This is a genomic window from Undibacterium sp. 14-3-2, from assembly GCF_016595265.1.
Taxonomy (GTDB): Bacteria; Pseudomonadota; Gammaproteobacteria; order Burkholderiales; family Burkholderiaceae_D; genus Undibacterium; species Undibacterium aquatile.
The window spans coordinates 195568-215611 of record NZ_JAENGS010000002.1 but is presented as its reverse complement, the minus strand read 5'-3'; the positions used below and the strand labels follow the sequence as shown (position 1 = coordinate 215611).

The following is a 20044-nucleotide window of genomic DNA, read 5'->3' as shown; positions in this document are numbered from 1 at the left end:
TACACTAGGGCGAACACTTGTTTGCCCTTTTTTATTGTCGGAGTCTGATGAATTCTCATTCTGAAACTGGATTAATCCTGACCGGTGGTGGCGCCCGCGCTGCCTACCAGGTTGGCGTGCTGGATGAAATTGCCAGGATTCTGGTTGAGGAAGCATCCTGGTCGCCTGGCACTAACCCTTTCGGTATTATCTGCGGCACCTCTGCCGGTGCCATCAATGCGACGGCTCTGGCTTGTCGTGCCGATCATTTTGGCGAGTCGGTCGCGCATGTGCTCAAGGTGTGGGAAAACTTTGAAGCAGCGCAGGTCTACCGGTCTGATTCTTTAGGTGTCATCCGGACAGGCGCTCGCTGGCTGACCTTGTGGTCATTTGGCTGGTTGCTGAATAAATGGCGTCAGTCGCCACCCAATTCTCTGCTGGATAGTTCACCACTTGCAGATTTGCTGAGCCGGATGCTGGATTTGCCGCGATTAGACGCCGCACTGCAATCGGGCGCTTTGCGGGCTTTGGCGGTGACGGCCTCGTCGTACACGTCTGGTCATCACTTAACTTTTTATCAGACTCTGGCAGATATTGCACCATGGGTACGCAGTCAGCGTTTGTCGCAACGTGACTTTATCGCTGTCTCACATTTAATGGCATCGGCAGCAATTCCATTTATTTTTCCCGCCGTTCCATTGAATTGGGGAGGCCATCTTCAATACTGCGGTGACGGTTCTATGCGCCAGTTGGCGCCGATTTCCCCGGCGATCCATCTGGGGGCGAAGAAAGTGCTGATCGTGGGTGCTGGCAGGCTGGCGGAACCACCTGTCGCAAATGCGGATCATGCGCAATATCCCAGTCTTGCTCAAATTGCCGGTCATGCTCTTTCCAGTATTTTTCTCGATAGTCTCGCCGTTGATATTGAACGGTTGACGCGGATTAATAAAACTCTGTCCTTATTGCCCAAAGAAGCCCTCGCAAATGCGCCGTTGCGCCCAGTAGAGTTACTGGTAATTGCACCTTCTGAACGTCTGGATGAAATTGCGAGTCGCCATACCGGCAGCTTACCTTTGCCCGTTCGAACCATGCTGGGAGGCGTCGGTGCAACCGAGGCACGTGGCGCGGCATTGGCGTCCTATCTTTTGTTTGAAGCAAGTTACACACGCGAATTGATTGCGCTGGGCAGGCGTGATACCAGGGCAAAACAAGAAGATGTATTAAATTTTTTTCGTTCGGAAGACGACATTCTCAAACGATAGCAGGCCGTTCGGCTATGAATGAAGGTTGATACATGGCGAGCAAACCGTTAATCTACGGTTTAGTTCACCGTTTGCATATTGCTAAATTAATGAGTAGTTAATGAGAAATTTTCGATTTTTTCGCCAGTACTTTCTCTTTTTGACGATTGCTTTACTTGCTTCTGTTGCATTTGCAAAAGATAATGTCGGCATCGTGTTCGTCAGCGAACTTCCGCGCGAAGCACAGACAACCCTGATGCTGATTAAGCAAGGTGGCCCGTTTCCATACGAAAAAGATGGCGTTGTTTTTGGTAATTACGAGTCCAGACTTCCAAAGCAAAAGCGTGGCTATTATCACGAATACACAGTCAAAACTCCGAGAGCCCGCAATCGCGGTGCTCGCCGCATCGTCGCTGGCGGAATACCGGAGCAATCCGGGGAGTACTACTATACCGATGACCATTACGAAAGTTTTCGGCGTATCAGAGAATAATTATGATCTCATCACCTGAGGGAGAAATGGATTTATTAGTAACAGTGGCGCCGAATGTCGTGCAGTCAATTCGGGCTTTTCGTGTTCCTGACCTGCAGGCAGAAGCGGCACATCTGGGGCAGCACTTTTTGTACGCATATTGTCTTGACACGACAACCAAGCAACAAGTTTTGGCTAAAATTGCTGCATCTTTCGGTTTTCCAAAACATTTCGGGAAAAATTTTGACGCTCTGTATGATTGCCTGACAGATATGATTCATCAGGCAGGCTCACAACCTGGCTTTGTCATTGTTCTGGAGCAATTACCAAATACACCGAAATTCGATAAAGAAGCGCGTGAAATTTTATTGGATGTGTTTCGCGACGCTGCCGATTTCTGGGCAGAAAAGAAAGTTGCTTTTCGGGTATTTTATTCGTTTGAATAACGATCTCAATGTTGCCAGACTAAAATGCCGGCGCTGATGACCGGCATTTTTATTTGGGAGTCAGTGCCTTACAGCGTTACAATGCCGCCATGAAAAAGATCGTTATTCTCATTTCTGGTCGTGGTAGTAATATGCGGGCAATCGTTGATGTTTGCATTTCACAAAAATGGCCAGCACAGATTGCTGCCGTAATCAGTAACAAAGCCGATGCCAGCGGTTTGGCCTACGCTGCCGGACTTGGCATAGATACAGCCGTTGTCGTCAGTAAAGAATTTTCATCTCGCGAAGCATTCGACCGTGTGCTGCAGCAGAAGATTGACGAATACTCGCCTGATCTTGTTGTCCTGGCGGGTTTTATGCGGATACTCACACCTGCATTCGTAGAGCATTATGCCGGGCGTTTGCTGAATATACATCCATCATTGTTGCCGAGTTTTACTGGCCTTGCGACACACAGGCAGGCACTGGATGCTGGCGTCAAGGTGCATGGTGCGACGGTGCATTTTGTGACCGCGGAGCTTGATCACGGGCCGATTGTTGCTCAGGCAGTTGTGCCGGTGAACGCGGATGATACCGAGGACAGTCTGGCTCTTCGCGTACTGGAGCAGGAGCATGCCATTTATCCACAGGCGGTACGCCTGTTTGTGGAAGACAAAATCAATATTACTGGCCATATCGTTACGGTCAGTGAATAAACAGGTCAACATTGACCGATATAGAATTTTAAGGAAGCAGTATGAGATTACCTCCCGCCATTACTGGCCACACAGAAGAAGTTTTACGCGAGATTTTACGTTTTACCGGTCCAGCCGATGGTACTTTATCCCGCTATTTCCGCGAACATCCGCGCCTTGGTTCGCGTGAACGCGGCGTGATCGCTGAAGCGATTTACGGCTTGTTGCGGAATAAATCGGTATATACCAATTTTGCCGAATCTGGCTCTGGTTCACCGATGCGACGTCTGACCTTGCTTGGTCTGGCAGATGCTGTTGGTGCTGAGTCGCTTGGTGGGCTCACCGAAGAGGAAACCAGCTGGTTAGAACGGGTAATGCAAATCGATCGCTCACATTTACCCGTCGTAATGAAGGCTAATTTACCTGCCTGGCTGTGGGAAAAATTAAGTGAGCGTTTTGGCGAAGAGAAGGCGCTGGCGCTGGCGGAATCATTGAATACACCTGCTTCACTTGATTTACGTGTGAACACGATGAAATCCAATCGTGATGATGTCGCTGCGGCACTTGCGCAGGCACCGATTATCGCCGAGCCGACACCGTATTCCAGCACTTGTTTGCGGGTAAAGAAAAAGCCATCGATACAGAATTTGCCGTTATTTAAAGACGGCACGATAGAAGTTCAGGACGAAGGTAGTCAGTTACTCGCGCAACTGGTTGGCGCCCGACGTGGTGAAATGGTTGCCGATTTTTGCGCTGGTGCTGGTGGTAAGACATTGGCACTCGGCGCTACGATGCGCAACACAGGTCGTTTATATGCATTTGATATTTCTGAGAAGCGTTTGGCGAAGCTGAAACCACGACTTGCCCGCAGTGGTTTATCAAATGTGCATCCGGTTGTGATTGCACATGAAAAAGACGCAAAAATTAAGCGCTTGGCAGGCAAGCTTGATCGTGTGCTGGTTGATGCACCATGCAGTGGCCTCGGGACTTTACGCCGCAATCCTGACGTCAAATGGCGCCAGACGGTCGAAGGTGTGGCGGAATTGAATGTAAAGCAAGCTTCTATTCTGGCGAGTGCCTCTCGCATGGTGAAAGCTGGTGGCCGTTTAGTATATGCGACATGCAGTATTCTGGATGAAGAGAATGAAGCGATTGTTCAGGCTTTCCTGGCGGAACATGCTGATTTCACTTTAGTTCCGGCATCAAAAGTTTTGGCTGAGCAAAAGATAGAACTGGAGATGGGCGACTATCTGAAGTTGTATCCACATATTCATCAGACTGACGGTTTCTTTGCTGCGATATTAGAACGCAATAAATAATTTGTTCTTTCTATAGTCCTCTTCGTTATGCGAAGAGGACATTTTTATTTTCCCGATTTATTTTCCCAATATGAGCGCACCATTACTCGCCAGTTTATTGTCAGATCTGGCCACCGATTTTCGTGAGCCTCAGTTTTTTTGGCAAGTGGGAACCGTGTTATGTTGTTTTGCGCTTGCCTGGGTCATTTCGCGCTTTCTTAAAAGTACTGTTGCGGGTAGTCGTGAGCATGCCAGCTCAGGTGTTGTCCAATTAGGTGTCGGTAGTTTTTCACGTGTGCTGACGCCCGCGCTGACCTTATTGTTTTTACTGATCGGTAAAGCGATTTTGGGACAATGGCAGCATACCAATCTGATCCGGTTACTATTTCCAGTGATAGGTTCTCTGGCACTCATACGCTTCGGGTTTTATGTTGTACGTAAGACTTTTGCCAGGGATGGAAGCTTAGGTAAGTTTCTGGCTCTTTTTGAAAAGCTATTCGCAGGCTTAGTGTGGGTCGGTGTTGTCTTGCACTTCAGTGGTTTGTGGCCAGATTTATTGGAAGCAATGGATGACCTGGTCATTCCAGTTGGTAAGAATAAAATCTCCTTGCTGACGATTTTTCAGGCAAGTATTTCCGTCGCGATTACTTTAATTGTCGCATTGTGGGCCAGCGCAGCACTTGAAACCCGGCTGATGATGTTGCCAACGGTGCATACATCGTTGAAAGTTGTTCTGTCCCGTGTCGGGCGCGCATTGCTTATTCTCGTCGCAATTCTGATGAGTCTGACCATTGTCGGGATAGACTTAACCGTCCTTTCCGTATTTGGCGGCGCACTTGGAGTTGGTTTAGGATTTGGTCTACAGAAAATTGCCAGTAGTTATGTTTCGGGATTCATTATTTTGCTCGACCGCAGCATGTCTATCGGAGATATGATTACCGTAGATAAATTCAGCGGAAAAGTCACTCAGATCAATACCCGGTACACCGTTGTGTTGGGCCCCGATGGTTCCGAATCCGTGATTCCAAACGAAATGCTGGTATCGACGCCGGTACAAAATTATTCCTTAACCAATAGCAAGGTGGCGATGTCGACTGATCTGACGGTTTCCTATCAGACTGATCTGGATACGCTACTGGCTCTGTTAGCATCTGCGGCCGCTAAGGTTGCACGGGTTGCGCAGGATCCCGCCCCGTCGGCGTCTCTGATTAAGTTTGGCGCTGATGGTTTTGAGATCCGTGTTGGATTCTGGATATCTGATCCGGAGAATGGGCGTGTCGGCGTGCTGTCCGAGGTTAATCTGGCGATCTGGCAAGTTATTAAAGAGCACAACATAGATCTGCCGTTTCCACAAAGAGTGGTGACATTACTCAAAAACGAGCCATCGGAGGCTGCAAAGTTGAGCTGATGGGAGCATATAAATTGGTGGAACCCCTCTAAAAACGCGTACAATACCCGCGCACGTGCACACTAAGGTTGTGCGTATATTTATACAACATAAGCTACGAAGCAAGCGATAACGACGGAGTACATGATATTTTGAGCACTTTTATTGAAACCGCAATAGATTTTCTTTCCAATGGCATTACCCGTGCCACTGGCTGGCAAGTTTTTGTATTCACAGCAATCGTTACTCATATTACGATTGCCAGCGTAACGATTTTTCTCCATCGTTGTCAGGCGCATCGCGCACTGGAATTGCACGCTATTCCTAGTCATTTTTTCCGTTTCTGGCTGTGGCTGACCACTGGTCAGGTCACTAAAGAATGGGCTGCTATCCATCGTAAACATCACGCAAAATGTGAGACTGAAGAGGATCCGCACAGCCCGCAGACGCGTGGCATCAAGAAAGTGTTGTTCGAGGGCGCGGAATTGTATCGTAGTGAATGCAAGAACTTGGAAACCATGCAGAAATACGGTCATGGTACTCCTGACGATTGGCTGGAGAGGAACGTCTACACCCGCTTCAGCGGGCGAGGCATTGTGTTAATGCTGCTTATCGATTTTCTCCTGTTTGGCGTTATCGGTATTACTGTCTGGGCAGTGCAGATGGTCTGGATTCCGATTACTGCCGCCGGAATAATTAACGGTATAGGTCACTACTGGGGCTATCGTAACTATGATTGTGTTGATGCTTCTACTAATATATTTCCGTTGGGAATATTGATTGGTGGTGAAGAGTTACACAATAACCACCACACGTTTGGCACTTCGGCGAAGTTGTCATCTAAGTGGTACGAGTTTGATATTGGTTGGATGTATATCCGCACCATGGAAATGGTTGGTTGGGCGACGGTGAAAAAAGTGGCGCCGGAACCAAAATTTGTCGAGTTGAAATCCGCAGTCGATATGGAAACTTTGCAGGCGGTGATCACTAATCGCTACGATGTCATGGCTAAGTACGCAAAATCTTTGCGTAAAACCTGGCATGATGAAGTTGTTTTATTACGCGAGAAAGCCCAGTTTGAAGCTGCACGTCTGAAAGTCACAAAAAAGCTGTTGCAGCGTGAACCGACCAAGCTGGAAGTATCTCAGAAACAAGAATTGTCAGAAGTGTTGGCTCACAGTACCGTATTGCAGACGATGCACGATATGCGCGTTGAATTAGGACTGATCTGGGAGCGTTCGACAGTCAGCCGTGAACAACTGGTGCATCAACTGCAGGATTGGTGTCTGCGTGCTGAAGCGTCGGGTATTCAGGCTTTACACGATTTTTCCCGCAGGTTGCGCACCTACGCCTGATACGGCATAGCGTATAAGAAACGGCGTGAGTAGCGCCGTTTTTTCATGGTTAATCGAGAACATTCCAGGAAACGAAAGACGAAAAAAAACCTCGCAATGCGAGGTTTTCTTATTGCTACTAAAAACGCAAAATTATTTAATTTTGGTTTCTTTGTAGATTACATGCTTACGTGCCTTAGGATCAAATTTCATGATCTCCATTTTTTCAGGCATCGTGCGCTTGTTTTTGGATGTTGTGTAGAAGTGACCTGTACCAGCAGTCGATTCCAGTTTGATTTTGTCGCGACCAGATTTAGCCATGATGATTTCCTAACAATAGTTTAGCTTAAACTTTTTCGCCGCGAGCACGCAGGTCAGCCAAAACCGCATCAATACCGATTTTGTCAATGACGCGCAGACCAGCGTTAGATAAACGCAGAGAAACCCAACGGTTTTCTGATTCTACGAAAAAGCGACGGTTTTGCAGGTTAGGCAAAAAGCGACGTTTTGTTTTGTTATTAGCGTGGGAAACGTTGTTGCCAACCATCGGCCCTTTCCCAGTTACTTGGCAGACACGTGCCATATTTAACTCCTTGATAGTTTCCGAAATTGGAAAAAATAAGAGTATAAACAAAATCTCATGAATTATCAATGACTTGCGAAAAACAATTGTGTCTTAATTTGAAAATTAATTTAACAATTTAAAATTCAGAGTAAACCATGTTCTGCGAAGGAGTAAACATCTGGGTTTGCAATAATAAAATGATCCAGTACTCGTACATCGACCAGTGCCAGTGCCTGCTTCAGAGTTTGCGTTAGTCGCACATCGGCATCGCTGGGTTCGCAGGAGCCTGACGGGTGGTTGTGAGCGAGGATAATGGCTGCCGCATTGTGTTGTAAGGCCGTTTTAACTACTTCTCTGGGGTATACGCTGGCGTGATTGAGCGTGCCCCGAAATAATTCTTCTGATGTAATCAGCCTGTTTTTCGTGTCGAGAAACAGAACCGCAAATGATTCATGTGTTTTGTTTCCGATTAAGAGTTGCAGATAATGTTTAACGGCTTGTGGTGAAGAGAGTGAAGCGTTGATCTGCAACTCTTCGTGAATAGATCTTCTGGCCAATTCAAGTACAGCTTGCAATTGTGCGTATTTAGCATGCCCTAATCCGTGAATGGCCGAGAACTCGGTAATGGAGGCGTTAAATAACTTTGATAAGGAGCCAAAGCTATTGATCATCTCGCGCCCCAGGTCCACCGCGCTTTTCCCGGTAACTCCGGTTCGTAAAAACACAGCCAGGAGTTCAGCGTCCGATAACGCAGCCGCGCCAAATCTGATCAGTCTTTCCCGTGGCCTCTGATCTTCAGGCCAATCGTTAATTGCCATATTTACGTCACTCCGGAATTTTCAGAAAAGAATCGAAGTACAAAAGCTGGCTTACAATAGACACTTATTTGTTAAAGCCATTGATCATGACCACTTCCAACACACCCATTGTTACTAAAGATGCTTATCTTACTTTGCATTACCGGCTCGCGACCTTAGATGGCGAAGACATTATCAGCACGTTCAAAGAAAGCCCGGCAACATTGCAGATGGGAACCGGCCAGCTAGCTCCTGAGCTTGAACTGTCTCTGATTGGCTTGACAGAGGGAGCTCATGTAACGCAAGAATTATCGCCGGAAAAAGCGTTCGGCCCACGTAATCCTGACTTGGTTCAGCGTGTGTCTGTCGCTACTTTAAAAGAAAATTCGGCATCTGGCGAACAATACGTCGTTGGAGATCTGGTTGATTTTGCCGCTCCTTCCGGTGGACGTTTTGCCGGAGTGTTACGTTCAGTGGATGAACAGGGGTATATTTTTGATTTCAATCATCCCCTTGCCGGGCAGACCTTATTATTTGAAACAAAAATCATAGGGATTTTGTAAACCCATGGAAAAAGAAATTTTATTGGCTCAGCCCCGTGGTTTTTGCGCCGGGGTAGATCGTGCAATTGAAATCGTGGAGAGGGCATTAGAGAAATTTGGTGCACCTATCTATGTCAGGCATGAAATCGTACACAACGCTTATGTTGTGAATGATTTGAAAGAAAAAGGGGCTATTTTTATCGAAGACCTGAACGACGTTCCTCGCGGAAATACCTTGGTTTTTTCTGCGCATGGTGTCTCTCAGGCCGTCCGTAAAGAAGCAGAAGAACGTGGCGTACAGATTTTTGATGCTACCTGTCCTTTGGTCTCAAAGGTTCATTCTGAAGTTGTTAAGATGCGTGATGAGGGCCGGGAAATTATCATGATTGGTCACCAGGGGCATCCGGAAGTCGAAGGTACGATGGGACAGGCAGAAAGCGGGATGTATCTGGTTGAGACAATTGAGGATGTAGATCGCTTGATCGTTTCGGATCCTGCGATGCTGGCTTATGTCTCGCAGACTACGCTGTCGGTTGATGATACTGCCGAAATTATCGCCGCTCTGAAGCGGCGCTTTCCATCCATCAGTGAACCCAAAAAGGGGGATATCTGTTACGCAACAACCAACCGTCAGGAGGCTGTAAAGTTCATGGCACCTCAAGTCGATCTGGTGTTGGTGGTTGGAAGTCCAAACAGCTCGAATTCAAATCGTTTACGTGAACTCGCTGAAAAAATTGGGGTGCCTGCATTTATGGTCGACAATGCGGCACAGATTAATCCAGTCTGGCTGGAAAATGTCCTGCGCATTGGTGTTACTGCTGGCGCGTCTGCTCCGGAAGTATTGGTGGCTGAAGTGATCGCACGTTTGCGCGATCTTGGTGCACGCAGCGTCCGGGCTTTAGATGGTGTTCAGGAGCATGTGACGTTTCCTATGCCAAAAGGACTCAGTGTCAATAAGGAAATATCACACCAGGCAAACTCATCGACATAACAATTGAAAAATTTGTTTTCTATCGATATTCAATATTTTATTTTGCCAATTCGTATTTAAGATTGTTCCGCACATCAATGCGGATATTGACCAAATTGATCAAGTGTTGACAGTCGCCATCGATTTTTGTGGAAAATACGTAGCATCGGGTGGTTTTTTTACCACTCGTACAGTGTGTCGCATCTGTATAATTCCGCCCACTTCAATGGCGTAACAAAGAAGTCTAAATATTAGAAAAACTTTTACAAAAAGTTACAGAGGAGAATTGATCATGTGCATTACACGTACTATTGGCACTCTCGATATGATGACGCGCCTTTTCGGATAGCAAATTGTTAAAACACGAGCGGCCCCCTGATTAAAGGGAGCCGTTTTTTGTTAACAGGAATGATTTTTGCTGATTACGAGCTAGCTTATCCAGTTCAAAGTCGTCGTTTAGCTGAAATTCCGATTCGTTTATAGAGAGAGATGCGAAATATGGATACCTTTATCCAACAAATTATTAATGGGCTTGTCTTAGGTAGTATGTATGCTCTGGTTGCCCTGGGGTACACCATGGTCTATGGGGTGCTGAATCTGATTAACTTCGCACACGGTGATGTGCTGATGGTGGGCGCGATGGCGGGGCTGAGTATCATCAAGCTTTTGCAGGTCTATGCGCCCGGACTTCCTGGTTTCGTCATGTTGCTGATTGCAATTCTTGGCGCAATTCCTGTCTGTATCGCTGTCAATCTGCTTATCGAACGTGTGGCATATCGCCGTTTGCGCAATGCGCCTCGTCTGGCTCCATTGATCACGGCAATTGGTGTTTCACTTCTGGTGCAGACCTTTGCCATGATGATCTGGGGGCGTAGTCCTATTTCATTCCCTTCCGTCATGCCGACTATCCCTGTTGAGGTTGGCGGGGCAGTGATTTCTCAGGTGCAAATCTTACTGCTGGTACTGGCTACCGTGGCGATGATTGCGCTGGTGCTGCTGGTAGAAAAAACCAAAATGGGACGGGCAATGCGGGCGACGGCTGAAAACCCCCGTGTTGCTGGCTTAATGGGGGTTGATTCGAATAAGGTGATCGTCGCCACGTTTGCAATTGGTGCCGCACTTGCTGCCATTGCAGGCGTAATGTGGGCAGCCAATTATTCATCTGCACAGTTCGCCATGGGATTTGTACCAGGCTTAAAAGCCTTTTCTGCGGCAGTATTAGGCGGAATCGGTAATATTTATGGTGCGATGGTTGGTGGCATCATTCTTGGGTTGATCGAAAGTATGGGAGCAGGATATATCGGTGATTTAACCGGAGGTGTACTCGGTAGCCAATACCAGGATATTTTTGCTTTTATTGTTTTGATTATCGTACTGACATTGCGACCATCCGGCATCATGGGTGAACGCGTTGCTGACCGTGCGTAAGGGGAAGATCAATGTCAACTATATTTGATGTCAAAGCAAACCCTAAAAAGGCCTACACCAGCTTTGCAGTGTTGGGGATAGTGCTAGTTCTTTTCCCGTTTGTTGCTGCAAATTTTGGTAATTCCTGGGTTCGTATTATCGACTTCGCGTTGCTCTATATCATGCTGGCGCTTGGTTTAAATATTGTGGTCGGTTTTGCCGGGTTACTCGATCTTGGCTATATCGCGTTTTATGCGGTAGGTGCTTATCTGGCGGCACTTTTCGGTTCACCACAGTTTGCGACTGTTCTGGCGTCGTTTGTTGAAAATTACCCGGCACTCGGGAATTTTCTGGTAACGCTGTTTGGCCCGGAAATCGCACAAAAGGGTATTCATCTTTCGGTCTGGATCATTATTCCTTTTGCCGCAGCCATTGCGGGCTTATTTGGTGCATTGCTTGGTGCGCCTACATTAAAGCTGCGCGGCGACTACCTTGCGATCGTGACGCTGGGTTTCGGTGAGATCATCCGCATTTTTATGAATAATATGAATGCGCCGGTGAATATCACGAACGGACCTCAGGGGATCAACATGATTGATCCGGTAAGTGTTTTAGGTGTTTCGTTGGCAGGTGAAGCGGGTTCCAATGCGACGATTAATCTGGCTGGTTTCAGCATGCCATCGGTGAATGCCTATTATTTCCTGTTCTTATTTTTGTGTATCGCCATCGTGATTGTATCGACACGTTTGCAGCACTCGCGTCTTGGAAGAGCCTGGGTAGCGATTCGGGAAGATGAAATCGCTGCAAAAGCGATGGGTATCAATACGCGTAACGTGAAATTGCTGGCGTTTTCCATGGGCGCATCGTTTGGCGGTATTTCTGGTGCCATGTTCGCGTCGTTTCAGGGATTCGTTTCACCAGAGTCTTTTTCTCTGACCGAGTCTATGGTGATTCTCGCCATGGTCGTACTGGGGGGGATCGGTCATATTCCCGGCGTGATTTTGGGCGCGATTCTGATCGCGGCATTGCCTGAAGTGTTACGTCACGTGGTTGAGCCAGTGCAGATGTTGATATTCGGAAAAATCTGGATTGATGCTGAGGTGTTGCGTCAACTGTTGTACGGTCTGGCAATGGTGGTTGTCATGTTGAATCGTCCGGCCGGTTTATGGCCAGCGCCGAAACATGAAGACAGAATGGCCAAAACGAATGATGCCGCAGCATAAGGAAGATCAAGATGACTGAACAAACAATGTTGAAAATTGAAGGTGCGAACAAGCGTTTTGGTGGTTTGCAAGCATTGTCAAACGTAGGGATTGACATCAAGAAAGGACAGATTTACGGTTTGATCGGCCCGAATGGTGCTGGTAAAACAACTTTTTTTAATGTGATCACAGGCTTGTATCAACCTGATACCGGCAGCTTCGAGCTGGATGGCAAGCCGTATTCGCCTTCGGCACCGCATGAGGTCGCTAAGGCGGGGATTGCCCGTACCTTCCAGAATATCCGTCTGTTTGGCGAAATGACTGCACTCGAAAACGTGATGGTGGGGCGTCATATCCGTACCAAGCAAGGTGTTTTTGGCGCTATATTTCAACACGCTGCTGCGCGTGAGGAAGAGGCGGCAATCCGTCGCCGCGCACAGGAGTTGCTTGATTTCGTCGGTATCGGACAATTTGCCGGACGTACTTCCAAGTTTCTTTCTTACGGTGATCAGCGCAGGCTTGAAATTGCCCGCGCATTAGCAACTGATCCGAAATTACTTGCTCTTGATGAGCCTGCGGCAGGTATGAATGCGACTGAAAAACTCGCACTCAGAGAACTGCTGGTGAAAATCAAGGCCGAAGGAAAGACCGTACTCTTGATTGAGCATGACGTGAAATTGATGATGGGCCTGTGTGACCGTATTACCGTATTGGATTATGGCAAACCGATTGCAGAAGGTGTTCCGGCTGATATTCAGAAAAATCCTGCGGTAATCGAAGCATATTTGGGAGGTGCTCATTAATGGCTCAGAACATTTTAAAGATCAGTAATCTGAAGGTTGCTTACGGTGGTATTAAGGCCGTTAAAGGCATAGACCTTGAGGTGAATAAGGGCGAATTGATCACGTTGATTGGTGCGAACGGCGCGGGAAAAACCACTACATTAAAAGCGATCACCGGTACTTTGCCGAGCTGTACAGTGGAAGGTGATATCTTTTACTTAGGCAAATCCATCAGAGGGAAAAACTCTTTTGAACTGGTGACGAACCATCTGGCAATGGTACCTGAAGGACGAGGTGTATTTACCCGTATGACGATTCTTGAAAATCTGATGATGGGTGCTTTTACCAGAAATGATAAAGCCGGTATTGAAAGTGATATCGATAAATGGTTCTCGATTTTCCCCCGACTGAAAGAACGCTCTGCTCAGCTGGCAGGCACTCTTTCCGGTGGTGAGCAGCAGATGCTGGCGATGGCAAGAGCATTGATGAGTCATCCTGAATTATTGTTGCTGGATGAGCCTTCAATGGGGTTGTCACCCATTATGGTTGAGAAGATTTTTGAAGTCATCAGAAATGTTTCTGCACAGGGTATTACGATTTTGCTGGTAGAACAAAATGCAAAATTAGCGCTGCAGGCCGCACATCGTGGTTATGTGATGGAGTCAGGCACCATCACCATGAACGGTAACGCCAAAGACATGCTGGATGATCCAAAAGTTCAGGCGGCGTATTTAGGCGAAGCCTGATTATTTCCTTTCATAAAAAAAGCCCCGGAAACTTCCGGGGCTTTTTTTACAACTGAAGCCCCTGAATGTCGGGGCTTATATAAGTTTATTTCTTTGTAGCACGAGGAATTGCTTTTTCTGTTGCTTGGGAGATTTGTGCGACTGTATTGTTCAGATTAGCTTCTATTGCATCCACGGCTTGTTTAGTGGTTTTACTTAATTGCTCGTATCCGGAATTCATATTCGTGATCGCTGTTTTAAAAAACGAAACGAATTGTTCTGATCCTGCAGGCGCATTTTTCGAAACTTCATCAAACAATGCCTGAAACTTGCGGTTGCTTTCAGTTATTTGTGCTTCTGCAGCATGCGTGAGTTCTGCTTGTGCGGCAGATGCTATTGATGTCAGATGGCGACTGTAGTCGAGTAATTTTTCTGCACTTGGCTGAGCGTGTGAACTGCTCAGAGCAAAAAATTCCTGAGGATCTTTTGCTGCCAGCAATTGTTTTGTGGTTGCCGCAGATGATTCGAATGAGCTTTTAATTGCATTCAGATTCAATTCAATTAATTTCTCAACACCTTCGAAGGTTTTACCGCTCAGGTTAGAAAATAACGCGAGTTGTGCGTCTAAGTTTGCTTTAGTTGCATTGGAAAGTTGTTCAGGTACGGAAAACATGATGATCTCCTGTTTAAAAGGGGGAATCAGATAGAGGGTGTTTTCAGCATTTATTGAAACAGAACAAATACAATCGATAAATGCAGTCGTTCGTTAAATTTGTGCATTGCAGTAATTATTATATTGCTTCATCGCGCTTAATCAAGCGTAATTATGCAATTAATGCAATATTTTAACGTCTTCATTTTTGATCAAACTCTGACCTTGCCTGCCGAGTCAGGAGAAATGTCGATTCTCAACGCGTAGTCTCCCTTTTCTGTATGACAGGATAATGAATTTGTAAGCTTATGTTAGACTTTTATTCCAGACTAAAGCGGCCAGCTGAGCCGATGTAAGAGGGGACTAATGAAGATACAAGCGAAAAGCCGTAGCGACTTCCGCCATTTCCATGAAATAACGACACGCTGGATGGATAATGATGCGTATGGTCATGTGAATAATGTGGTGTATTACAGCTGGTTTGATACCGTAGTCAATGAATTTCTGATCAACCATCAGGTACTTGATGTTGAGAAAAGTAATGTGATTGGGCTCGTGATAGAAACGCAGTGTAATTATTTCGCTTCCGTCGCTTTTCCTGACAAAGTGACCGCCGGTGTTTCTGTGAGTAAATTGGGAAATTCCAGTGTGCGTTACGAACTGGGTATTTTTAAAGCAGATGAGACTGAAGCGTGCGCACAAGGTCATTTCGTCCACGTCTATGTGGATAGGGTGAGCCGCCGTCCGGTCCTGCTCCCAGACGCTTTGCGCTTACTTTTGCAATCAATAAAAAGTGATTCATGATGATAGCTTCCCCTTCCCAGCAAATTGTTGACCAGATTATTACTGAACGCCGTTCGGTTCGTGCATTTTTACCTGATTTAGTGGCGTCCGAAGACATACAGCGCATTCTTGAGGTGGCATCGCGCGCACCATCCGGGAGTAATACGCAGCCATGGAAAGTCTATGTATTGACGGGTGATAGTCTGACGCAGCTGTCTGAAAAAATTCTGCATGCCCATCAACATCCCTCGACAGAAGAGCCGCATACTGAGGAATATAATTATTACCCCGTAAAATGGGTTAGTCCCTATCTGGAGCGGCGGCGTAAAGTTGGTTGGGACTTATATGCCTTGCTCGGACTTGCCCGCGAGAATAAGCAAGGGATGCATGCCCAACATGGCAGGAATTATGCTTTTTTTGATGCTCCGGTGGGATTGATTTTCACCATTGATCGCGTAATGGAACAAGGCTCCTGGTTAGACTACGGCATGTTTTTACAAAATATCATGCTTGCAGCAAAAGCCCGTGGTCTGGATACTTGTCCACAGGCCGCTTTTACCCAGTATCATAAAATTATCCGTGAGCAACTACAGTTTCCTGAAAATGAAATGCTTGTTTGTGGCATGGCTTTGGGTTACGCAGATACGTCGAAAGTGGAAAATACGCTGGCCACTGAACGCGAGTCTGTATCTGCGTTCGTTAAATTTTTGACATGATGTATTGCTTCAAAAACTTACGCTAAGTTATTAATTATCTTGCGATTTTTTTGAGATTTGCTAAACTGCATCAAATTTTTTGGCATATTTTAATAGGAGTTAGTGACAGTGAAATTTGCCCGTCAAGCCTTAATCCTCTCTTTTGTTAGCCTGTTCCCCGCCACGATTTTATCGGCGCAGGCGACCGAACATAAACACACCTCGCATAAGAAACATATTGTCCACAAAAAAGTGGTCAAAACAGCCGCTGCAAAAACGACTAAACGTTATGCTGTTGTTAACGGTAAACGCAGAGTGATCACTGAACGTGTTGCGGCGGCACCTGTGGTGCCAGAAAAGCCCAGTGTTGGCGATACTGTAGGACTCAATCATTCACACGATCCTTTAGCCTTACAGTCAAACGTTGCCTACGTGGTTGATCAGGCGAGTTCTAAGGTCTTGTTTGAAAAAAATTCCAATGTATCTTTACCGATTGCCTCCATTACCAAACTCATGACGAGTCTGGTTGTCGTCGAAGCGAATCAGGATTTGAATGAGCTGATAGAAATTACGACAGATGACATCGATAAAGAAAAGGGAACAGGCTCCCGTCTGAAGATCGGTGCGAAGTTGTCGCGCTCAGATATGTTGCATATCGCTTTAATGAGTTCTGAGAATCGCGCTGCATCGGCGTTAGGGCGGAATTACCCAGGTGGCTTGCCTGCCTTTGTCAACGCGATGAATGCGAAAGCGCACCAACTGGGAATGTCGGAAACGCACTATGTTGATTCCAGTGGCTTATCGAGCCAGAACCGTGCGAGTGCAAAAGATCTGGTCAAGCTGGTTAATGCTGCGTATCAGCACCCTGTCATTCGCGAGTATTCAACTGACTCCAAATATGTGGTCAATCCTGGCGGTCGTCAGCTTGAATACGGTACCTCGAATAAACTGGTCTCGAATCCTGCATGGGAAATCGGCTTACAAAAAACCGGTTACATTGCAGAGGCTGGTCGCTGCCTGGTAATGCAGGCGATGATAGAAGGTCGTGCAATTGTCATGGTATTCCTTGATTCCAAGGGAAAATACTCTCGTCTGGCAGATGCTGGCCGTATTAAAAAATGGCTGGAAAGCGCTAAACCACAAGTCTGAGTCTGCGCTTGATCAATGCTGATTTAACCGATATCAGCACGGATGGCATCACCGATTTTTTGTCTGTGATGCCATCAAATAACTTCTGATTATCCCCACATCTTCCACGCATCTGCATTACGTCATCAATATGTTTGAGGCTCCGCTGTAGCTAGCTCAGATATGCGAATCCCTTGTTCATTGTTCTTATAGTCCAGTTTTTTAGGGCTGACATCCCATTAGTCGTCACTCAATATCATCGTCAGCAGCGGGCGTTTTCTTCCCTGTGAGCATGGCGGCGATCAGGTTTTCATGATGCTGCCAACTGGTAAATAAGACGCCGCTGATATGCAAAGCAATCAGTCCGATTAAGGTCCAGGCGATGCTGGTGTGTAACAGCACTGGCCACGCATAGCCCCACAATAAATCGGTGGTCGTGAGCCAGCCGCTGACAACGAGCAGGCCGACACAGCTCAGCAATGCAACGACCATCCATCCGCCCAAGGGATTATGTCCCAGATAGCGAGCTGCATGACCTTGCATCACTTCACGCAGATACTGCAGCGTCAGCGGGGCAGGGCGAACGAATTGCCGGAAGCGTGCATAACGGTTGCCAGCAAAACCCCACAGTAGCCGCAGCAAAACGATCATGCCGGCACCGTAGCCAATGTATTCGTGCGTTGAGCCAGTACGATGGCTGCTGATCCAGGCTGCTGTAATCGTTGCAACCAACAGCCAGTGCAGCAGGCGTACCGGCAAATCCCAGACTGACTGCTTAATTTTCTTCAACACGCTTGAATGTCACCGGATCAAAAAAAGCCTCGATGCGCTTGCCTTGCGGATCTTTGGCATAGACTTCATAGCAGCTTGAAGTCATTTCCATGCGGCGTATAACCCAACCTTCCTTGGTCAGTTTCTGGTGTAATTCTGTGTGTGGTCGCCATTCCGATTTGGGCTGGCTCGTACACTTCACATCTCCGTGGGCTGACGCATAGCTTGCTGAAAAAGCGAGAAGCAGCGGCATAATTTTTTTGATTATCGATGTCATACAAACTCCTTGGTGAAGGTAATGCTCAATGGTGATTCAGGTAATCGACCAGCGGCGCAGCAGGTTATGGTAAATACCCGTGAGTTTCAGCAAACGAGGATCATTTGCGTCAATGGACGGTGTCAGTTTTTGTATGGTTTGATCGAGGTCGAACAGCATCGCACGTTCGCCTTCATCGCTGACCAGGCTTTCTATCCAAAAAAATGAAGCGACTCTGGCGCCTTCGGTGACTGGCATGACCCGGTGCAGACTGGATGATGGGTACAACACCATGTTGCCGGCTTCCAGTTTGACTGCCTGTACGCCGAATTCTGTTTCGATCTCCAGCTCGCCGCCTTCATATTCATCTGGCTCAGCCAGAAACAATGTGGCGGATAAGTCGGTGCGCAGGCTCAGATTGGTGCCGGGTATCTGCATGATCGCACTGTCCACATGCGTGCCGTAGGTGCCGCCGTCAGCATAGCGATTGAATTTTGGTGGATATATTTTGCGCGGTAACGCCGCCGAGACGAACAGCGGATTATTCCCGAGCGAACGCAGAATATGGTTGCCCAGGCTGATTGCGACTTCAGTACTATCATCAATCTGTGCATTACGTTTGACGTTACGCGCCAGTGTTCCTGCTGTTTTGGTGCCGTCATTCCACTCAGCATTATCCAGATAGTGACGGAATTGTTTTACTTCATCCTTACTCAATACGTGATCTATAGTAATCAGCATAATTTCATCTCATTTATTCGTGACTGTTGTCGTGAGGTGGAAAATCAGTCGACGTGGCCGACGTGCCACATCGCACTAACGCGCCGCGATTGATTTCCTTCAGTGTCGCGCAACCTGCCAGCGACATACATATTTCGAGTTCTTCACACAGCAGCTTGATCATGTGGGCGACGCCCAGAGCACCGGCGACACTCAGTGCGTACATTTGCAGACGGCCGATGAGAACGGCATCTGCACCCAATGCCAGGGCTTTGAATATGTCGCTGCCAGAGCGTATGCCGCTGTCAAGCAATAAGGGAAAACTGGTACCGACGGCAGCACGAATGGCAGGCAGCGCATCGAGGCTGGCGGGGGCGCCATCCAGACTACGCCCGCCGTGATTCGAGACGATGATGCCAGCCACGCCCATGTTTTGCAGTGCGCGGGCATCGTCAGGATGTAACACACCTTTTACCCAGACTGGCAGCGATGTCTGGGTCATCAGCCACTCAAGATCTTTCCAGGTTGGCGCGTCGCGCATGATGCCCTGAAAGACGCGGCTTTCACCGGGGTTGAGAGTGATGTTTGCAGGTGCAGTATGATCGCGCAGATTGGCTGCTACACAGTCTTGTGGCATACGAAAGCCTGCGCGCTGGGCGCGTAAGCTGGCAGCCTGAATTGATGCATCTAAAGTGACGACAATGGCGCTATAGCCTGTATTTGCTGCTCTGCTGATGAGATCCAGTGTGTCATTTTGATGGGGCTGAAAATACAGCTGGAACCAGCGCGGCGAGCCACCATTACTGGCGACAGTCGCAACGTCTTCCATGCGAACGGATGACAGCGTGCTGGCGACCATACAGCTCTGCATCGCCTGCGCAGCACGGGCAGTATCTATTTCTCCGGCCGGATGAGCGAGTTGCTGAAATGCGACCGGTGCCATAAAAACCGGGTGGGGGAATGTTTGCTGATTCAACGTCAGTTTGGTGTGACCCGCGGTGACATCTCGTAGCAGACGGGGATAAATGGCCCATTGGGCGAAGGCGTTCAGATTTGCCGCGACAGTAATGTCGCGACCACAACCACCGGCAACATATTCATAATGGGGGAGCACCATGAATTGTTGCGCCAGACGCTCGTAATCCTGTGCGCAGCGTATGTCCGGTGGAATAGTGCTGAGCGCAGCTTGCGCCGTTGCGGTGGTTGTATTAGTCATAT

At 47.5% G+C, this 20044-nt stretch carries 23 protein-coding genes and 1 pseudogene; 16 read left to right on the top strand and 8 right to left on the bottom strand.

Annotated features, from left to right (window positions below; translation table 11 throughout):
* The first annotated feature begins 47 nt into the window (after nucleotides 1-47).
* The 7 genes and pseudogenes from Undi14_RS05525 (at nucleotide 48) to Undi14_RS05495 (ending at nucleotide 6852) form a co-directional block, all read left to right on the top strand.
* Nucleotides 48-1241, top strand: a complete 1194-nt coding sequence (locus Undi14_RS05525; RefSeq protein ID WP_200178563.1) for a patatin-like phospholipase family protein — start codon at nucleotides 48-50, stop codon at nucleotides 1239-1241.
* 100 nt (nucleotides 1242-1341) lie between these two features.
* Nucleotides 1342-1713, top strand: a complete 372-nt coding sequence (locus Undi14_RS05520) for a ribonuclease (protein ID WP_200178561.1) — start codon at nucleotides 1342-1344, stop codon at nucleotides 1711-1713.
* Nucleotides 1714-1718: 5 nt separating this feature from the next.
* Nucleotides 1719-2138, top strand: a pseudogene (locus Undi14_RS05515) (barstar family protein); the annotation flags it as partial.
* An 89-nt stretch (nucleotides 2139-2227) separates the two neighbouring features.
* A complete protein-coding gene (gene purN / locus Undi14_RS05510) occupies nucleotides 2228-2833 on the top strand; it encodes a phosphoribosylglycinamide formyltransferase (protein ID WP_200178557.1) in 606 nt (201 codons plus the stop codon).
* Between the two features lie 41 nt (nucleotides 2834-2874).
* The gene (locus Undi14_RS05505; protein ID WP_200178555.1) at nucleotides 2875-4131 is read left to right on the top strand and encodes an RsmB/NOP family class I SAM-dependent RNA methyltransferase; all 1257 of its coding nucleotides are present in this window, start codon (nucleotides 2875-2877) and stop codon (nucleotides 4129-4131) included.
* A gap of 70 nt (nucleotides 4132-4201) precedes the next feature.
* The gene (locus tag Undi14_RS05500) at nucleotides 4202-5518 is read left to right on the top strand and encodes a mechanosensitive ion channel family protein (RefSeq protein WP_200178554.1); all 1317 of its coding nucleotides are present in this window, start codon (nucleotides 4202-4204) and stop codon (nucleotides 5516-5518) included.
* Between the two features lie 131 nt (nucleotides 5519-5649).
* Nucleotides 5650-6852: a fatty acid desaturase gene (locus tag Undi14_RS05495; protein ID WP_190479450.1), complete on the top strand. Its 1203-nt coding sequence runs from the start codon at nucleotides 5650-5652 to the stop codon at nucleotides 6850-6852.
* Between the two features lie 132 nt (nucleotides 6853-6984).
* On the opposite strand, the gene rpmG is transcribed toward Undi14_RS05495, so the two are convergent.
* From rpmG to radC, 3 genes are all read right to left on the bottom strand, one after another.
* Nucleotides 6985-7152, bottom strand: coding sequence for a 50S ribosomal protein L33 (gene rpmG, locus Undi14_RS05490; protein ID WP_110257750.1), 168 nt, complete (start codon nucleotides 7150-7152; stop codon nucleotides 6985-6987).
* A 25-nt stretch (nucleotides 7153-7177) separates the two neighbouring features.
* Nucleotides 7178-7414 (bottom strand): 50S ribosomal protein L28, encoded by a 237-nt coding sequence (rpmB, locus tag Undi14_RS05485; RefSeq protein ID WP_162040513.1) that lies wholly within the window; start codon nucleotides 7412-7414, stop codon nucleotides 7178-7180.
* A 125-nt stretch (nucleotides 7415-7539) separates the two neighbouring features.
* A complete protein-coding gene (radC, locus tag Undi14_RS05480; protein WP_200178553.1) occupies nucleotides 7540-8214 on the bottom strand; it encodes a DNA repair protein RadC in 675 nt (224 codons plus the stop codon).
* Between the two features lie 86 nt (nucleotides 8215-8300).
* Between radC and Undi14_RS05475 the strand changes: the two genes are divergently transcribed.
* The 6 genes from Undi14_RS05475 to Undi14_RS05450 all read left to right on the top strand — a co-directional run bounded on the left by Undi14_RS05475 (nucleotide 8301) and on the right by Undi14_RS05450 (nucleotide 13842).
* Entirely contained in the window at nucleotides 8301-8756 is a 456-nt protein-coding gene (locus Undi14_RS05475; protein ID WP_186883170.1) for a peptidylprolyl isomerase, read from the top strand.
* Nucleotides 8757-8760: 4 nt separating this feature from the next.
* Nucleotides 8761-9726 carry a 4-hydroxy-3-methylbut-2-enyl diphosphate reductase gene (ispH, locus tag Undi14_RS05470; RefSeq protein WP_200178552.1) on the top strand — a complete coding sequence of 322 codons (966 nt, stop codon included), beginning with the start codon at nucleotides 8761-8763 and terminating at the stop codon, nucleotides 9724-9726.
* A gap of 477 nt (nucleotides 9727-10203) precedes the next feature.
* Complete coding sequence (locus tag Undi14_RS05465) at nucleotides 10204-11133, top strand: branched-chain amino acid ABC transporter permease (RefSeq protein WP_186896739.1); 930 nt, start codon at nucleotides 10204-10206, stop codon at nucleotides 11131-11133.
* 11 nt (nucleotides 11134-11144) lie between these two features.
* On the top strand, nucleotides 11145-12335 hold the full coding sequence (locus tag Undi14_RS05460) for an ABC transporter ATP-binding protein (RefSeq protein ID WP_200178551.1): 1191 nt from the start codon (nucleotides 11145-11147) through the stop codon (nucleotides 12333-12335).
* Nucleotides 12336-12346: 11 nt separating this feature from the next.
* Nucleotides 12347-13117: an ABC transporter ATP-binding protein gene (locus tag Undi14_RS05455; protein ID WP_186883174.1), complete on the top strand. Its 771-nt coding sequence runs from the start codon at nucleotides 12347-12349 to the stop codon at nucleotides 13115-13117.
* Entirely contained in the window at nucleotides 13117-13842 is a 726-nt protein-coding gene (locus Undi14_RS05450; RefSeq protein ID WP_200178549.1) for an ABC transporter ATP-binding protein, read from the top strand. The genes Undi14_RS05455 and Undi14_RS05450 overlap by 1 nt, the downstream gene beginning before the upstream one ends.
* An 85-nt stretch (nucleotides 13843-13927) precedes the next feature.
* On the opposite strand, the gene Undi14_RS05445 is transcribed toward Undi14_RS05450, so the two are convergent.
* Nucleotides 13928-14494, bottom strand: coding sequence for a phasin family protein (locus Undi14_RS05445; protein ID WP_200178547.1), 567 nt, complete (start codon nucleotides 14492-14494; stop codon nucleotides 13928-13930).
* A 345-nt stretch (nucleotides 14495-14839) separates the two neighbouring features.
* Between Undi14_RS05445 and Undi14_RS05440 the strand changes: the two genes are divergently transcribed.
* From Undi14_RS05440 to Undi14_RS05430, 3 genes are all read left to right on the top strand, one after another.
* Nucleotides 14840-15277, top strand: coding sequence for a thioesterase family protein (locus tag Undi14_RS05440; protein WP_200178545.1), 438 nt, complete (start codon nucleotides 14840-14842; stop codon nucleotides 15275-15277).
* Complete coding sequence (locus Undi14_RS05435) at nucleotides 15277-15972, top strand: nitroreductase (protein WP_200179207.1); 696 nt, start codon at nucleotides 15277-15279, stop codon at nucleotides 15970-15972. Before Undi14_RS05440 ends, Undi14_RS05435 begins: the two co-directional genes overlap by 1 nt.
* Before the next feature lie 102 nt (nucleotides 15973-16074).
* Complete coding sequence (locus Undi14_RS05430) at nucleotides 16075-17100, top strand: serine hydrolase (RefSeq protein WP_370589891.1); 1026 nt, start codon at nucleotides 16075-16077, stop codon at nucleotides 17098-17100.
* Between the two features lie 225 nt (nucleotides 17101-17325).
* On the opposite strand, the gene Undi14_RS05425 is transcribed toward Undi14_RS05430, so the two are convergent.
* The 4 genes from Undi14_RS05425 to Undi14_RS05410 are packed head-to-tail and all read right to left on the bottom strand — an operon-like array spanning nucleotide 17326 to nucleotide 20042.
* Nucleotides 17326-17871, bottom strand: coding sequence for a cytochrome b/b6 domain-containing protein (locus Undi14_RS05425; protein ID WP_370589890.1), 546 nt, complete (start codon nucleotides 17869-17871; stop codon nucleotides 17326-17328).
* Nucleotides 17855-18127 carry a PepSY domain-containing protein gene (locus Undi14_RS05420; protein WP_190479464.1) on the bottom strand — a complete coding sequence of 91 codons (273 nt, stop codon included), beginning with the start codon at nucleotides 18125-18127 and terminating at the stop codon, nucleotides 17855-17857. Before Undi14_RS05420 ends, Undi14_RS05425 begins: the two co-directional genes overlap by 17 nt.
* 36 nt (nucleotides 18128-18163) lie before the next feature.
* Entirely contained in the window at nucleotides 18164-18847 is a 684-nt protein-coding gene (locus Undi14_RS05415) for a Fe2+-dependent dioxygenase (protein WP_200178543.1), read from the bottom strand.
* A 13-nt stretch (nucleotides 18848-18860) separates the two neighbouring features.
* Nucleotides 18861-20042 (bottom strand): alpha-hydroxy acid oxidase, encoded by a 1182-nt coding sequence (locus Undi14_RS05410; protein ID WP_200178541.1) that lies wholly within the window; start codon nucleotides 20040-20042, stop codon nucleotides 18861-18863.
* Nucleotides 20043-20044: the final 2 nt, after the last annotated feature.

What these genes read in the sequence shown, in the direction of transcription:
- Undi14_RS05525 (WP_200178563.1), top strand. Translation starts at nt 48, where the DNA reads ATGAATTCTCATTCTGAAACTGGATTAATCCTGACCGGTGGTGGCGCC.
- Undi14_RS05520 (WP_200178561.1), top strand. Translation starts at nt 1,342, where the DNA reads ATGAGAAATTTTCGATTTTTTCGCCAGTACTTTCTCTTTTTGACGATT.
- purN (WP_200178557.1), top strand. Translation starts at nt 2,228, where the DNA reads ATGAAAAAGATCGTTATTCTCATTTCTGGTCGTGGTAGTAATATGCGG.
- Undi14_RS05505 (WP_200178555.1), top strand. Translation starts at nt 2,875, where the DNA reads ATGAGATTACCTCCCGCCATTACTGGCCACACAGAAGAAGTTTTACGC.
- Undi14_RS05500 (WP_200178554.1), top strand. Translation starts at nt 4,202, where the DNA reads ATGAGCGCACCATTACTCGCCAGTTTATTGTCAGATCTGGCCACCGAT.
- rpmG (WP_110257750.1), bottom strand. Translation starts at nt 7,152, where the DNA reads ATGGCTAAATCTGGTCGCGACAAAATCAAACTGGAATCGACTGCTGGT.
- rpmB (WP_162040513.1), bottom strand. Translation starts at nt 7,414, where the DNA reads ATGGCACGTGTCTGCCAAGTAACTGGGAAAGGGCCGATGGTTGGCAAC.
- radC (WP_200178553.1), bottom strand. Translation starts at nt 8,214, where the DNA reads ATGGCAATTAACGATTGGCCTGAAGATCAGAGGCCACGGGAAAGACTG.
- Undi14_RS05475 (WP_186883170.1), top strand. Translation starts at nt 8,301, where the DNA reads ATGACCACTTCCAACACACCCATTGTTACTAAAGATGCTTATCTTACT.
- ispH (WP_200178552.1), top strand. Translation starts at nt 8,761, where the DNA reads ATGGAAAAAGAAATTTTATTGGCTCAGCCCCGTGGTTTTTGCGCCGGG.
- Undi14_RS05465 (WP_186896739.1), top strand. Translation starts at nt 10,204, where the DNA reads ATGGATACCTTTATCCAACAAATTATTAATGGGCTTGTCTTAGGTAGT.
- Undi14_RS05460 (WP_200178551.1), top strand. Translation starts at nt 11,145, where the DNA reads ATGTCAACTATATTTGATGTCAAAGCAAACCCTAAAAAGGCCTACACC.
- Undi14_RS05455 (WP_186883174.1), top strand. Translation starts at nt 12,347, where the DNA reads ATGACTGAACAAACAATGTTGAAAATTGAAGGTGCGAACAAGCGTTTT.
- Undi14_RS05450 (WP_200178549.1), top strand. Translation starts at nt 13,117, where the DNA reads ATGGCTCAGAACATTTTAAAGATCAGTAATCTGAAGGTTGCTTACGGT.
- Undi14_RS05445 (WP_200178547.1), bottom strand. Translation starts at nt 14,494, where the DNA reads ATGTTTTCCGTACCTGAACAACTTTCCAATGCAACTAAAGCAAACTTA.
- Undi14_RS05440 (WP_200178545.1), top strand. Translation starts at nt 14,840, where the DNA reads ATGAAGATACAAGCGAAAAGCCGTAGCGACTTCCGCCATTTCCATGAA.
- Undi14_RS05435 (WP_200179207.1), top strand. Translation starts at nt 15,277, where the DNA reads ATGATAGCTTCCCCTTCCCAGCAAATTGTTGACCAGATTATTACTGAA.
- Undi14_RS05420 (WP_190479464.1), bottom strand. Translation starts at nt 18,127, where the DNA reads ATGACATCGATAATCAAAAAAATTATGCCGCTGCTTCTCGCTTTTTCA.
- Undi14_RS05415 (WP_200178543.1), bottom strand. Translation starts at nt 18,847, where the DNA reads ATGCTGATTACTATAGATCACGTATTGAGTAAGGATGAAGTAAAACAA.
- Undi14_RS05410 (WP_200178541.1), bottom strand. Translation starts at nt 20,042, where the DNA reads ATGACTAATACAACCACCGCAACGGCGCAAGCTGCGCTCAGCACTATT.